Below are 14,319 nucleotides of genomic sequence, written 5' to 3' on the forward strand. Positions count from 1 at the left end.
ATCCCCTTTGCTTACTTTAAAGGGGATTTTAATTCTATTATGAAGTTTTTCTATACAGACTTATGTAGAAGATTCAGTTGCAAGCAAACGGGTTACCTGATCTCTAAATCATTAGTACTCACGCTGGCGAATGTAATCCGCCTCAGGTTATCTCAGACAAGTTGAATTCCTTTCCGAGCCAGTCTTCGCTGAAGGAAATAAGCGGTCAGTAGCATAATGCACCCCAGTGCTAACGTACAGGCACCCATAAGCAGATAGTAATTCTGATACAGGGGTAAGCTTTCTAGGGCGGAGCTTTTATTTTCTGGAATTGCTACGAAACCAGCTATGCGTCCGGAAATCGTATTGGATAAGGAAGCTGCCAGATACCACACTCCCATGGCGAAGGCTATTGCCTGGCTGTCGCAATAAAGCCCTATCATACTTAATCCAATTGCTGATACCCATAGTTCAGCCAAAGTGATGAGTATGTAGGTAAACCCTATATAATTACCATCAACATAGCCATTAACTGCATTGGTTGCTGCAAAGGCCATCACTAATAAGGCAAAGCCTGCTAACAAGGTTCCGCCGGCGAATTGATAAGGGATCGTGAATTTAGGGAAGAAACGATAAAAACGCGGTAATTGAGTCCCTAAGGCAATAATGAGTAGCGGATTAAGCATTTGATATTGTGCTGGGGAAACATGAAGATTCAAAAGTTTTAAATTGGAATTATTCTGTGCAAACAAGACGAGGGTTGTATTCATCTGGTTATAAATAATAAAAAATACCACGGCTTCCACGATTAATAATAAGGCAACTAATTGTTTAGTCCGGGTTTCTCCGGTCAGCGCCAGGGTTCTTAAGAGAAACCAAAAAATACCTAAGCCGCAACCAATGGTTACAAGGATACTGGCAACATAAATGTATGAATAAGCAAAAAGGGTGAAGAAATAAATCATGATGAGATAAACAAATAAATAAGCTTTATTTGATCGGGAAAAAGAAAGGGTATCTTTACCCCAAATGACATTGTCATAAAGAGAATAATGTTTAGCGAAGTTTAAAGCGGCAATTGCCTTGCCGACAAAAACCAGGGTTAAAATTGACAAAGGACCATAACGACTTTCCATCATTGCAGGAGCAATGATTGTTGCGAGCAAGCCACCAATATTAATTGCCATGTAATAGTAAGTCATAGCCGATTTGGCTTTAATGGCATCATCAGAATAAATATGAGAAACCATACTTGATGAGGTACCAATTAAGAGGGAATTGCTGGCAGGTATTAATGCATAAGCGGCGAGAAAGAGTAGATCTCCATATTTACTTAAGGTGTAACCACTTAACATGACAAGTAAATAAGCAGAGGCTAAAAAAATACTGCCCAGCAAGATGGCACGACGAACGCCTAATACTTTATCCGCCATAAAACCACCTAGAATAGGCATGAGATAGCCCGTAGCTTGGCTAATCCCTATAAAGGCATAGGCTTTTTCTTGATCATAACCTAGACCATGTGTAAGGAGGGGACGCGTCAGAAAAAGAATTAAAACAGTATTAAGTGCATAAGATGAAAACTGGCTCCAAAAGGTAATCAAAACGATATTATTGGTTTGCTGTTGACGAGTATCCCAGCGCGTAAAATAATTCTTTATTGTTTGATAAACCACATGAGCTCCTTAACAGGTGGCATACGAACGGAAATGTAAATAGGCCCTATTTTTTAGCCAGTACCACATCGATAATATGGGTATCATGGTAAGGAAAAGTAAATATTTGTCCAAAAAGACGTTTCAATCGTTCTAATAAAAAATTTTTGGGCAGCATTCTCATCGAAATACTGTTTAAAAACCAGGTGCCCTCGATGCCAAAATGGGCCAGTTCGTCAATGTTTTGCAAGGTAATGGGGATTACCAAACGTTGATGGTGAATCACTTTGAATTGATGCTGTGCAAATACATGGAGTAACTCATCCAAACCTGAAGCCACTGTGGTATTTTTTACCATGGCTTTGTAATAATGGCCAACAACGCTGCTCAATAAAGAGCCTTTTGCAATGAAATCGGCTAAATGCTGTTGAGCGACTGGAAAGGATTCATAAGTTGTCGTGATCAGAGAAAAATGGCCATTGGCCCGCGTCAACAGATCAGCTTCATTAAATAGAGTATGAATTGGAATATAAGCGTTGATGAAATGAGCCAATGTTAAATCCTGGCTGTGGTGTGGCAGATAACGGCTGGCCTCGGTTGCACTGGCTTCTATCGTGGTTAAGGGTAAAGCCTTACGAGCACGAGCCAGCATTTCTGTTGAAATATCTATACCAGTAAAATCCGCTTCTGGCATCAGTGGTCTTAGTTTTTCCAAAAAAGCACCATTACCAACGCCAAAATCCAGAACTTTGTAATGTGGCCTTAACCCCAGATGTTCCTGCTTGATCTGTGCTATCGCCACTTTATGGCTGTCACTAATAGAGCCAAATCGATCTGCGGTTGCATAATTTCCCGCAATCTCGTTATACATGGCCTTTAAGGACATGCAGTTTTCCAGTTCATAAACATTCGGACAGTATATCGCCAATTGCGTGCAGGGAATACTCTTTAAAGGATTAAATTGCTGCTGAAGGTTGGCATGGTTTTAGAGAGACATCGTAATTTTTTATTTACTTTCAATTAGAAAAAATGGGTTAAGCAGGTCTCTTATTTTCCTGTTTTTCCTTTTTTGAAAAAAAATCGTTCGATTTTACCTAATTTGCCGTATAATCGACGGGCTTATTTCGTCGCGGCCCAGCATGGTTTAAAAATAGATTCGAGATAAACAGGATTATCTATTGATAATTATGGAGAGGAGATGGCTTGGTTTAGCTTTTATTTGGTTATTTTAACAGTATCTTGCCTCGTAACATGGTTGTTGCGCCGCTATGCTTTGGCAACCAGTTTGATAGATATTCCTAATCATCGCAGTTCTCATCAGGTTCCAACACCACGGGGTGGGGGGCTTTCTTTTGTTTTTTGTTTTTTAGCAGCAACCTTTTTCTTATTCTCTCTAAAATGTATCTCGCTCTCTGTATTCGCTACTCTGCTGCTGTCTGGCGGAGGTATTGCTGTCCTTGGTTTCTTGGATGACCGCGGCCATATTCCGGCTAAGTGGCGCTTGTTAGGTCATTTTATCGCAACAGGTTTGGCTTTGTATCTGTTAGGCGGCATGCCGGCCATTTCTCTTTTTAATTGGACTTTAGCGCCTGGTTTTATCAGCAATGTTTTAGCTGTTTTTTATCTGGTTTGGCTGTTGAATTTATATAATTTCATGGATGGTATTGACGGCTTGGCGGGAGTAGAAGCGATTACGGTATGTTTGGGTGGGGTTTTATTATATTGTTTGCAAGCGGATTTCATGGCGATTTTTTTACCTCTTTGTTTGGCTTTTGCGGTAACCGGATTTTTAATTTGGAATTTCCCACCGGCACGTATTTTTATGGGGGATGCTGGCAGTGGCTTTTTAGGACTTGTACTCGGATTATTATCGCTTCAAGCTACCACGGTTAATGCCAGTTTTTTTTGGAGTTGGCTAATACTTTTAGGTGTCTTTATTGTTGATGCTACGGTAACATTAGTGCGCCGTGGATTGAGTGGCGAAAAACTGTCAGAAGCACATCGCAGCCATGCTTACCAGCATGCTTCCCGCCATTATGGAGGGCATTTGCCTGTAACAGTAGGTGTTTTGGTAATTAATGTGTTGTGGTTGTTACCTTGGTCTTTACTGGTAGGGGTAGGTTATCTCAATGGTTGTTTAGGATTACTCATTGCTTATTCGCCTTTGATGGTCTTGGCTCTAAAATTTAATGCGGGAAAAAGAGAGTAATTTTTCTTTTTATTGATAAAAAATTTTTAAAAATCAAATTCCTTAATATTTTGTTAAGAATGATTGTGTAAACTTACAATCGAACGCTTTATTGTTCATTTTTTGTTCGAATTGTAGTCATCTAGAGCACCATGGAAGCGTTCTATGGAATAGATGATGGCTACTACTAGAAGGGAGATTTGTCATGTTAATTTTGACTAGGCGTATTGGTGAAACGTTAATTATTGGTGATGATGTAAATATCACTGTCTTAGGGGTGAAAGGAAACCAGGTGCGCTTAGGCATTAATGCGCCAAAAGACGTTTCTGTGCACCGCGAAGAGATTTATCTGCGTATACAACAAGAGAAAGAAACAACTGACACTGAAGAAGCGGTATAGGTATAACCCAGATTTCAGCGCAGTCATCCTGCCCCGTATCGTTTAATGAGTAAACAAAGCGGGGCAAACTCCCAATCCCTCTCCTCTCTATTTTCATTGCAATAAACCACTCGTGTTATTCCTAATTGGAATTGGATGTTCTATTGATGCAATGAGGCATCACCAGAGGATAAATAATGTAGCGTACCTTGTTCATCTCTTAAAGTGAGTTGGCCTAACTCATTAACGCCACAAGCCTGCCCCGCAATTAACCCATTAGGTTGCGCAACGGCGATCTGTTTACCGAATAAATAGTCTACCTCTTGCCATCGAGAGCTAAAGCTGGCAAACCCTTGTTGTAAAAATTGTTCTAAATGATCGTCTAACTGAGCAATTAAATTCGCTAAAATAATATTGCGATCAAAATGATGGCCTGTAATTTCATATAAAGAACACCAAGGTCTACCGATCAGAATTTCGTGTTGGGTTGCTGTATTCACGTTAATACCGATACCGATAATAACTTGTGCGCAACCATTTGTTTCGGCAATCACTTCGATTAGGATGCCGCAGAGTTTTTTATCGCCCCACAAGACATCGTTAGGCCATTTTAGTAGAAGGTTTTGGTCCACATTACTATTGCGCAAACATGCCAGAATGGCCAACCCTACCACCAAACTTAAACCTGATAGATGGGATAGACAGCAATGTAATTCCCAGCGACTGGAGAAATAGATATTTTCCCCAAAAGGAGAAATCCAATGGCGACCAAAGCGCCCGCGTCCATTGGTTTGTGTTTCAGCACAACAAATTGCCAAGGAGGTCCCGGAAGGTAATTCTTTTAAAAATCGATTGGTAGAATCAATGGCTGCGAATAAATGAAAATCGAGGGGCTTAGTGAAGGATTTCTTAGATAAATAATGGCGAATTAATTGCTCATCAAGGAATTGCATGGGGGTGCCTAATTGATAGCCTTGCTGTGGCAGTCGCTTAATAACAAGACCTAATTCGGTTAATTGGTGAACGTGCTTCCATACTGCGGTGCGAGATACACCCAACTGCTCACCAAGACTATTGCCGCTATGGCATTGGCCATCGGCTAACTGATGCAGCAGTTGGAGTTGTAGGGAGCTGAATTGTTTCATAACCAATGCGCCTAACCAGTTTATTAACTAAAAGGAAGTATATCAGATTCATTTCGGTACTCACGACTTGATAGCTATTGCCAATACAAGGCGTGAAGATGCTGTGCAAGAAAACTCCTCGCTTAAACGAGGAGTTTTGTCTATCGAATAGTAGAGCACAATACTCTAACCAGCGCGGCGCTTTATGGAGAGTGCCAGAAAAATATAAGTCCAGCCATCGACAATCATCTCAATAGCGATAAATAAACCAATCACCCATAAGCCACTAATGGGCCAATGCGCTAAGATCATGACGCCAAGTGCGATGGCAATAAGGCCGGCCAGCAATAACCATCCCCATCCTGCGGATCCTTTAAGCATAAGAGCCATAAAAATACGACTGATCCCGATAATAATGAGTACAGAGGCTAACATGGCGGTAATTAAGGTGGAGGCTAGAATAGGATCATAAATGATCAGGCAGCCGCCAATAAGATAAAGGACAGCAATCAAGGCATGCCAGACTACGCCTTTCCAATGTTTACATTTAAAAACATCGATAATTTGGGTGACTCCGGCAACAATTAATAATGCTCCCAGGAAGATCATACTGGCTAGAGTTAGGCCTACAACCATTCCCAAGCCAATACACCCCAGGATAACAAACAAGATCCCCAAGGCTAGTAACCATCCCCAGTTACGGCTTAAATTATTTGTCGCTGTTCCCAAATCTGCTTTTTTAGTTGCCATAAAAATATCCTTATTTAAATTCCTTTGGCAATTAAACTATAGACGAAATTACTTAAGTTTCATATTTATATGTCCTCTATATCGCTTCTCTTTAAGTCAATAGATTGAAAAGCGGGGGTGACACAATGACTCTAAGAGTCGATTGGATTAACAGGTGGTCTAATTTATGTTATTATGCGCAATATTTAATCTGTTTGAGATGTTGAATGGCAATAAGAGATTTTTGGGCACGAGTAGGGGTATTGCCAGAGGAAAATGAATCTTATGTTCCTTATGTATTGACCTTTATGTTTTTATGGGCGCCAATTGTCACTCTTTTTAGTAGTGTATGGGCCTTATTCAGGAATGAAAGAGAAGAACCTCAGCAGCAGCTTGCAGAAACCAATAGACTGCTTTCCAGGCTCTCTGCAGAGGATGAATTGCAAGGAACCACAGAGCACAGCATCGACCTGTTTGCGCAAGTTGAGCCTGTAGCAGAGTTTGGAATGACATGTAATGTATACAATCATGACAGCCTGCAACGTAGAGACTCCTCATCAAATGAACTAGACGAGTCCGAATTAATGGTCGAACAGTTTCAACAAGAGCCTTATTCTCAAGATGAGATGGCTAATACACCATTGACTGCCTTCCTGGCGGCCAGGGTTTTTAATTTGAGGAGTAAATACTTAGAGTCCTATCATCAGGAAGTACTTGATCTCCTTGTTAAATTATGTGAATTAGCTAAAACCTCTAAAACTGCGCAAGCGTTGTTAACGACTGCAAATAATCAAAACATGCCGTTAAGCTCCGAGATGATTCAGATGGGTATGCCATCAAATACTCCGTTGATGTTGTTAATAAAAGCGGGTGATAGCGAAGCGGTTAAATTATTAATTCCCTTTTATTCAGCAGAAGATTTACTGAAAGCAACGCCCCGGGGTAATAGTCTGCTCCATATTGCAGCAATCACGGGTCAAGTAGACGTGCTTATGCTACTAAAAAATAGAGCGTTAGAGCTAGGTGTTTGGTCTCAATTAAAAGAGTACGAAAATCAAAAAGGGTTTACAGCCTTTGATATATTAGACAGTTTCCGGTTACTCCCAAGAAGCTGTTTATTTAAAAACCTTTTAGATTATGCCGATGATTTTTTAGGTGGCGAAGAAATTAACAAGGCTGCGGTTTCGAATCAGGGGAAAAGGTGTTTATACGAAGTTCGCAGTAAGGAACTATTACAGTTTGCTGAAGACGTTGAATCTGCCAATAAAGAGGAGTTAACAGCCTCTTGCTCCTCGCCAATTCCGTGCTCTTGATTATTCTTGTTCGACTCGACTGCCCTGGTTAGCATCAAAAAAAGTAGGATCTTTGATAATTTGATAACGAATCTTGTTGATCTGTGGGTTGTAACACAGGGCTGCACTACAAGCCAATTGAGGCATAAAAGAAACCATTTGCCACTCTATTTCATGCAAGGTATCGCTGATAAGCGCATTGCTTGGGGGCGTAATGGGTACATCAAATTGCTGGGTTGGGTAAGCGAGTCCTAAACCACTTGCCTTAATAAACGCTTCTTTCTGTGCCCAGATATGGAAAAAACTTAAAGGTTTAAGAAAATTTGGGAGCATGAAAAATAGTTGCAATTCTTTGGGTGAAAAGGAGTGTTTGGCTATACCCTCATAAGGCCTGGGTGAAAAAAACTCTAAATCAATGCCTAGAGGGAATCGCCGTCCTATTGCCAGTAGGGCTAAATCACGTGAGTGGCTTAAGTTGAACTCCAGTTGCAAGCAATTTTCAACCCGGGGTTTACCGTGTTTACCATAAGTAAAGATGAGTTGTTTCGGGTCCTGTGTCAGGTAACGAGCTAAAATGAGTCGTAACATGGCTCGAGCGGCGGTAAACCGACGTTGATGACGCGGGAAATGGTAACGATTGGCTCGAGCCTGCTCGGTGCTGTTAAGCAAGGAATCTGCTTGGACGGGAGGATGGAGTAAGGGAAACTCCCAGATATCAATCTGATTATCTTTTAAACAAAAATCACCGGAAGGTATGGTTTCAAAAAGCAACATGGGAAGTATTCCCTAACAAAGAGTGACTAATAGAATGTTATCAACGGTGGCGTCAAAAAGCAGTTGCGGTTATCATAGCGCATGAAAATAAAATTCGCCAACGAGTAACTGAATGAGTCGACAATTTTTAGATTTTGAACAACCTATTGAAGAGTTAAATCAGAAAATTCAAGCGCTGCGGATGGTAGGTAGTGACAATGAAGTCAATTTGAGCGAAGAAATCGCGCGCCTTGAAGCAAAGTGTGAAGAATTAACTGCAAATATTTTTTCTAATCTGGAGCCTTGGCAGGTTGCGCAAATGGCTAGACATCCATTGCGTCCGCAAACTACCGATTATATTGAGCACATTTTCACCGATTTTCAAGAGTTACATGGTGACAGGCACTATTCTGCTGCGCCTGCCATTATTGGTGGTGTGGCTCGTTTAAACGGTGAAGCGGTTATGGTTTTGGGGCATCAAAAAGGTAAACGTACCAAAGAAAAAGTTTATCGTAACTTTGGTATGGCTCGGCCAGAAGAATACCGCAAAGCGCTGCGTTTAATGAAAATGGCGGAAAAATTCAAGCTTCCTATTTTTACGTTTATTGATACAGCGGGTGCTTATCCTGGTATTGGCGCTGAAGAACGTAACCAATCAGAAGCTATTGCGAGAAATTTATTAGAGATGGCCAAACTGAAGACGCCAGTCATTTGTACCGTAACCGGTGAAGCAGGCTCAGGTGGTGCCTTGGCCATTGGCGTGGGTAATCGCGTGCTCATGTTGCAATATGGCATATACTCCGTTATTTCCCCAGAAGGTTGTGCTTCTATTCTCTGGAAAGATGCCGCTAAAGCAAGTGAAGCCGCTCGGGCTATGGGGATTACTGCTGATAAAATTCTTGAGTCAGGTTTAGTCGATAAGGTAATCCCTGAACCGCTGGGAGGGGCTCACCGTAATGTGCTTGATATGACTGCTCGATTAAAGGAAGTTCTGATTGATGAATTACGTTCGTTGAAAAATCTTTCTGTAGAAGAGCTTTTGAACCAACGCTACGACAAATTTATGGCAATGGGGGCTTGTTGACACAATCTTTGCTAACAATCGACTGGCTAACGCAATTAGAGCGTTACCATCGGATTTTTGTTGGTTTTAGTGGAGGGCTTGATTCCACCGTCTTGTTACAACGCTTGGCTATAGAGCCTGCACTATTGCCTAAATTGACAGCCGTTCATATTAATCACGGACTCAGTCCGAATGCATTGGTTTGGCAGGCGCATTGCCAACAGGTTTGCGCCACACTTCAAATACCTCTGATTACCAAATCGGTTGAATTTGCACGCCAGAGTAATATCGAAGAAATGGCCAGAAAAGCAAGGTATCAGGTGTTTGCTCAATTGCTTGATAAGTCGGATTGTTTAGTGTTAGGACACCATTTGAATGATCAGGCAGAAACCTTGCTATTACAACTCTTTCGTGGTGCTGGTATTGAGGGTTTATCCGCAATGGCCGTTGAGAAAGAATTCATGCAAGGGAATTTGTTACGGCCTTTTTTACACCATTCACGCCAAACCTTGGAAAACTATGCTCGATTGAATCAGCTACAATGGATAGATGATGAAAGTAACGAGGATATTGGTTTTTCCAGAAATTATATCAGGCATCAAGTCTTGCCTTTACTATCCACACGATGGCCTGGGATCATTAATAGTTTGGCTCGGACGTCGACCCACTGCCAGCAAGCCCAGGCGAACTTAGATGATTTGGCGAGAATAGACTGTCCAGCACTTGCACAAGCGAGCAGCGAGTTAGTTATCGCTACTTTTTCTCATTTATCTCAGGCTCGTATTACCAATATTTTACGCTCATGGTTTAAGGCAAATCAGGTGAGATTGCCAAATACAGTAACATTCAATCGGCTAATCAACGAAGTGATTCATGCCAGTCAAGATGCTAATCCACAAATTAGCTGGGACGACGTCAATGTTCGACGTTATCAGGACACATTGTATTTGCTAAAACGACAGGTTGAGTCTTCTCCATTGGCAATAACCTGGACTTCATTCCCTAAGCCTCTTGATTTAGGCGAGTCAGGTATTTTATTTGCAAGTGTTAAAGATAAAGGTCTAATTGTCCCGCCGCAAAGCAAAATTGAAATTCGATTTCGCCAGGGAGGGGAATTATTTCATTGGCATGGGCAAAGCAAGCAGCTAAAAAAATTATTACAACAATGGCAGGTCCCTCCCTGGCTACGTGGTCAAATTCCTTTAGTTTTTATCAATGGTGAATTAGCGGCTGTGATTGGTTACGCGATAAGCGATTCTTTTTATGGCACTACACCTGCTACAGCCTACGAATTAATCATCAATAATTAACTTTAAGTTAACAATTGTTAACTTAAAACCGGATTTATTGAAAAATAATTAATTAATATAATGTCTTCTACAGTTATGAGTAGAAGGATTAATCATGGTTTCTAATCTTCGAATCGCTTGGTTACTAAGCTATATTTCCATTGCTTCATTCTCTTCAGCAATTTTGACTCCAGCCTTACCGCAGATCCAATTACAATTTGGTCTACAGACTGGCGAAATAGAGTGGGTCGTTTCGGCATTTTTACTGGGCTATGTTCTTGGCCAGCTAATCTATGCTCCACTAGCCAATCGTTGGGGTAGATTAGTTGCGTTACGAGTAGGATTAAGCATTAATTTAATCGGTATTTTACTCTGTTTTCTTTGCTTGATAACCCATTCTTATGGTTTGTTAATTACCGGTCGCTTGGTAAGTGCCTTAGGAAGTGCAAGCGGATTGGCTTGTACCTTGATGTTAATTAACGAATGGTTAGCTGAATCACAACGAAAAACAGCAATGGCTTACACGATTTTGTCGTTTACTCTGGGAATAGGTCTGGCTGTCACGTTAGGAGGACTTATTACAGAATATTGGCATTGGACAGACTGTTTTCTGCTCTTATTCATCCAGGGTACGCTTATGTTAGCTGGGACCTGGCTATTTAAGGAGACGCTCAAAAACAAACAGGCAATTAATATCAGGACAATCATGCTTGCTTATAAACAGGCTCTAGTATCGCATACTCTGGTTTTATTTGCTTTGGTAGTTGGATTGTGTTCGGTAATTAGTTATTGCTTTTCAGCCGCAGGGCCGCAAATTGCGAATGATTTACTTTATCTTTCGGCCGCTGAATATGGCTATTGGAATCTTGTTAATATGTTAGGCATGCTCTTGGGTGGATTGGGGGCAAAATACTTGTTGAATCGATTCCCAGCCATGCAAGTTATTGTTCTTGGACTAATTGGTTGTGCCATGGGTACAATCAGTTTATTTGTGATGTTACATGAAAATTCATCATCCGCAGTCTGGTTCTTTCTTAGTACCTTAAGTATATATTTATTTGGTGGTTTACTCTTTGCGGGCGGTTCATTGATCGCTTCTAACGCTTTGCCTGATAAAGCTAGTGCTTCTGCCATGATGAGTTTCATTAATATGTCCTCGGCTGTATTGGCGGTGGTGGTCATGGGATATTTGGGGGCTAATCCGCTTCAGGCTTTTGTGGAAATTCTTGCTGCAATGTGGCTATTGATTACTGCTTTGTTGGTATTACAAAAAATGTTTAGCAAAAAAATGGTGTTTCAATAATGAAATATAACGCCTGTTTTTTATTAATTAAAAGCTTTGTATGCTAGATGGCGGGATTTGAGGATCCAAGAGTACGGTGATTTTTTCCTGGAAACAAATGATTACGCGCATGCTAAAAGGTACTTTGATATCGCAAATGCAATTGCCCCGAAGGCCATCACTTAAAATATGCCATATCAACTAAGTTGCTGTAGATAGAAGAGGAAATGCCTGGACGTGGAAACTCTTATTCGTGTACCAGTCTACCTTAACATTCAGGATGATTAACAGCTAATCCACCCATTGAGGTTTCTTTGTAAATGCTCTGCATGTCTTTACCCGTTTCTTTCATGGTTTTTATCACTTTATCAAGTGAAATCTGGTGTTGGCCATCACCAATAAGTGCCATACGAGAAGCATTGACTGCTTTAACTGAGCCCATGGCATTGCGCTCTATGCAAGGAATTTGAACTAAGCCCAGAACGGGATCACAGGTCATGCCTAAGTGATGTTCCATAGCAATTTCAGCAGCGTTTTCGATTTGCTCAATGGTACCTCCCAAGACGGCGGTCAAGCCTGCTGCTGCCATGGAAGAGGCAACACCGACTTCACCCTGGCAACCCACTTCCGCACCAGAGATAGACGCACCTTCCTTGTAAAGGATACCGATGGCTGCTGCGGTAAGAAAATACGTATAGATATCTTCTTTGTTTAAGCGATCGTGCGCTTCCTGGCAATACTTCATTACCGCTGGAATAATACCTGCTGCGCCATTGGTTGGGGCCGTAACAATTCTGCCGCCGGCGGCATTTTCTTCATTGACTGCCATTGCATACAAATTAAGCTTGTTCATAATGTCTGATTGCTCAAATATGCTGGGAATGCCTTTATGCTCGATAAGTTTTTGATATAAATCAGGGGCACGGCGTTTAACCTGTAAGCCACCCGGTAAAATCCCAGGATGATGGCAACCATTTTCGATACATTCATCCATGACTTCGGCAATGGCAAGGATTCCGTCCTGGATTTCCTGAGTAGTTCGCCAGGTTCGTTCGTTAGCCATCATTAATTCGGCAATAGTCAATTGATTATCTCGACATAATTTTAATAGTTGTCGCGCTGTAGTAAATGGGTAAGGGGGAGAATTATTATCGGCAGCAGGGTGGTCAAAGGCTTCTTCTGTAGTAATAAAGCCACCACCGATGGAGTAATAAACTTGAGTCAATAGGGTTTTTCCAGCATGGTCATAGGCTGAAAACCGCATTCCATTACTGTGTTTAGGTAACAATTCCTTTTGCAAAAATAGAAAATCGTTGCTTTCGGTGAACGAAATATTTTTTTTGCCAGCAAGATAGAGTTGTTGGGAAGCGATAATTTCCTTCATGCGCGGAATCATCGTTTCGGGAATTACGGTTTCCGGCATTTTGCCTTCCAAACCGTTTAGAATAGCTTTATCTGTACCATGACCTTTACCCGTTAAGGCTAAAGAACCATAAAGTTCTATTTTTACTCGGGTTGTATCACTAAGTTTCTCTTTGTTTTCTAATAAATCCAAAAAAGCATTGGCAGCGAGCATTGGGCCGACGGTATGTGAGCTCGATGGGCCAATACCGATGGAAAACAAATCAAATAAGCTGATACTCATATTTTAAACTCAAATTCACGCCAAATAATGACAATTTTAGAAGGAAAATTGCACACAAACAACATAAATCGGTACCAAAGATAAAATTCACCACAAATAATATTAGATTGCTTACACGGTTACTGGTAATTTCATTAGAATTTAGGCAGAATGAATGGGCATTTTTGCAAAGTTCTATTCTGACGACAGACAAAAAGGGGATTGTTTATGAAGATGAGACTGGTCGCGGCAGCTGTCATAAGTATGGCAATGTCAACGACAATTGCTGCAGCTGATGCGACAGCTACAACATCATTAAATAGTGACATGGATAAGTTGTCTTATAGCATTGGCGCTGATTTAGGTAAGAATTTTAAGAAGCAAGGCATCGAAATCAGTCCTGCTGCTATGGCTAAGGGATTACAAGACGGCATGAGTGGTGGTCAACTGTTGCTGACTGAACAACAAATGAAAGACGTTTTAAATAAATTTCAAAAAGACCTAATGGCAAAACGAAATGCTGAATTCACTAAAAAAGCTGAAGAAAATAAAGCGAAAGGTGAAGCGTTCATGAGCCAGAATAAGGCTAAAGAAGGCGTAGTTAGTTTGCCAAGCGGGTTACAATACAAAATAATCCAGACTGGTACTGGTGCAAAACCAGCAAAAGATGACACTGTCACTGTTGAATACACTGGCAAGTTAATTGATGGCCAGGTTTTTGATAGCACTGAAAAAACGGGTAAGCCTGCTACTTTCAAAGTATCACAGGTTATCCCTGGCTGGACTGAAGCATTACAATTAATGCCTGCCGGTTCTACTTGGGAAGTCTATGTTCCTGCCGGTCTTGCCTATGGTCCACGTAGTGTTGGTGGCCCAATCGGACCTAATGAAACATTGATTTTCAAAATTCATCTGATTTCTGTCAAGAAATCTGACGCTTAATTGATTCAATTCACCCTTGA

At 41.1% G+C, this 14,319-nt stretch carries 13 protein-coding genes; 7 read left to right on the forward strand and 6 right to left on the reverse strand.

The window, feature by feature from the left end; all coding sequences use genetic code 11:
* Nucleotides 1-152 precede the first annotated feature (152 nt).
* Together ACN4Z1_RS05065 and ACN4Z1_RS05070 are read right to left on the reverse strand one after the other, a co-directional pair.
* On the reverse strand, nt 153-1,655 hold the full coding sequence (locus ACN4Z1_RS05065) for a peptide MFS transporter (RefSeq protein ID WP_115220849.1): 1,503 nt from the start codon (nt 1,653-1,655) through the stop codon (nt 153-155).
* Nucleotides 1,656-1,701: 46 nt separating this feature from the next.
* Nucleotides 1,702-2,520, reverse strand: coding sequence for a class I SAM-dependent methyltransferase (locus ACN4Z1_RS05070; protein ID WP_115220850.1), 819 nt, complete (start codon nt 2,518-2,520; stop codon nt 1,702-1,704).
* A gap of 312 nt (nt 2,521-2,832) precedes the next feature.
* Here ACN4Z1_RS05070 and ACN4Z1_RS05075 point away from each other — a divergent pair, with 312 nt between their 5' ends.
* Nucleotides 2,833-3,843 (forward strand): MraY family glycosyltransferase, encoded by a 1,011-nt coding sequence (locus ACN4Z1_RS05075; protein WP_228364411.1) that lies wholly within the window; start codon nt 2,833-2,835, stop codon nt 3,841-3,843.
* 184 nt (nt 3,844-4,027) lie between these two features.
* The gene (gene csrA, locus ACN4Z1_RS05080; protein WP_019217553.1) at nt 4,028-4,222 is read left to right on the forward strand and encodes a carbon storage regulator CsrA; all 195 of its coding nucleotides are present in this window, start codon (nt 4,028-4,030) and stop codon (nt 4,220-4,222) included.
* 140 nt (nt 4,223-4,362) lie between these two features.
* On the opposite strand, the gene birA is transcribed toward csrA, so the two are convergent.
* Together birA and ACN4Z1_RS05090 are read right to left on the reverse strand one after the other, a co-directional pair.
* On the reverse strand, nt 4,363-5,346 hold the full coding sequence (gene birA / locus ACN4Z1_RS05085; protein ID WP_115220852.1) for a bifunctional biotin--[acetyl-CoA-carboxylase] ligase/biotin operon repressor BirA: 984 nt from the start codon (nt 5,344-5,346) through the stop codon (nt 4,363-4,365).
* Nucleotides 5,347-5,511: 165 nt separating this feature from the next.
* Nucleotides 5,512-6,075, reverse strand: a complete 564-nt coding sequence (locus tag ACN4Z1_RS05090; protein WP_115220853.1) for an HdeD family acid-resistance protein — start codon at nt 6,073-6,075, stop codon at nt 5,512-5,514.
* Nucleotides 6,076-6,281: 206 nt separating this feature from the next.
* Between ACN4Z1_RS05090 and ACN4Z1_RS05095 the strand changes: the two genes are divergently transcribed.
* Nucleotides 6,282-7,367, forward strand: a complete 1,086-nt coding sequence (locus tag ACN4Z1_RS05095) for an ankyrin repeat domain-containing protein (protein WP_419388072.1) — start codon at nt 6,282-6,284, stop codon at nt 7,365-7,367.
* On the opposite strand, the gene ACN4Z1_RS05100 is transcribed toward ACN4Z1_RS05095, so the two are convergent.
* Nucleotides 7,368-8,120: a 4'-phosphopantetheinyl transferase family protein gene (locus ACN4Z1_RS05100; RefSeq protein WP_419388071.1), complete on the reverse strand. Its 753-nt coding sequence runs from the start codon at nt 8,118-8,120 to the stop codon at nt 7,368-7,370.
* Nucleotides 8,121-8,232: 112 nt separating this feature from the next.
* Here ACN4Z1_RS05100 and ACN4Z1_RS05105 point away from each other — a divergent pair, with 112 nt between their 5' ends.
* From ACN4Z1_RS05105 to ACN4Z1_RS05115, 3 genes are all read left to right on the forward strand, one after another.
* The gene (locus ACN4Z1_RS05105) at nt 8,233-9,183 is read left to right on the forward strand and encodes an acetyl-CoA carboxylase carboxyltransferase subunit alpha (protein WP_115220856.1); all 951 of its coding nucleotides are present in this window, start codon (nt 8,233-8,235) and stop codon (nt 9,181-9,183) included.
* Nucleotides 9,180-10,472: a tRNA lysidine(34) synthetase TilS gene (gene tilS, locus ACN4Z1_RS05110; RefSeq protein ID WP_419388070.1), complete on the forward strand. Its 1,293-nt coding sequence runs from the start codon at nt 9,180-9,182 to the stop codon at nt 10,470-10,472. Before ACN4Z1_RS05105 ends, tilS begins: the two co-directional genes overlap by 4 nt.
* Nucleotides 10,473-10,566: 94 nt before the next feature.
* Nucleotides 10,567-11,754 (forward strand): MFS transporter, encoded by a 1,188-nt coding sequence (locus tag ACN4Z1_RS05115; protein WP_419388069.1) that lies wholly within the window; start codon nt 10,567-10,569, stop codon nt 11,752-11,754.
* A gap of 247 nt (nt 11,755-12,001) precedes the next feature.
* Here ACN4Z1_RS05115 and ACN4Z1_RS05120 read toward each other — a convergent pair whose 3' ends face one another.
* A complete protein-coding gene (locus ACN4Z1_RS05120) occupies nt 12,002-13,378 on the reverse strand; it encodes an L-serine ammonia-lyase (protein ID WP_228364406.1) in 1,377 nt (458 codons plus the stop codon).
* A 207-nt stretch (nt 13,379-13,585) separates the two neighbouring features.
* Between ACN4Z1_RS05120 and ACN4Z1_RS05125 the strand changes: the two genes are divergently transcribed.
* Nucleotides 13,586-14,299, forward strand: coding sequence for an FKBP-type peptidyl-prolyl cis-trans isomerase (locus tag ACN4Z1_RS05125; protein WP_181879329.1), 714 nt, complete (start codon nt 13,586-13,588; stop codon nt 14,297-14,299).
* Nucleotides 14,300-14,319: the final 20 nt, after the last annotated feature.

Source organism: Legionella sp. ST3F1, assembly GCF_048553315.1.
GTDB classification, from domain to species: Bacteria; Pseudomonadota; Gammaproteobacteria; order Legionellales; family Legionellaceae; genus Tatlockia; species Tatlockia donaldsonii.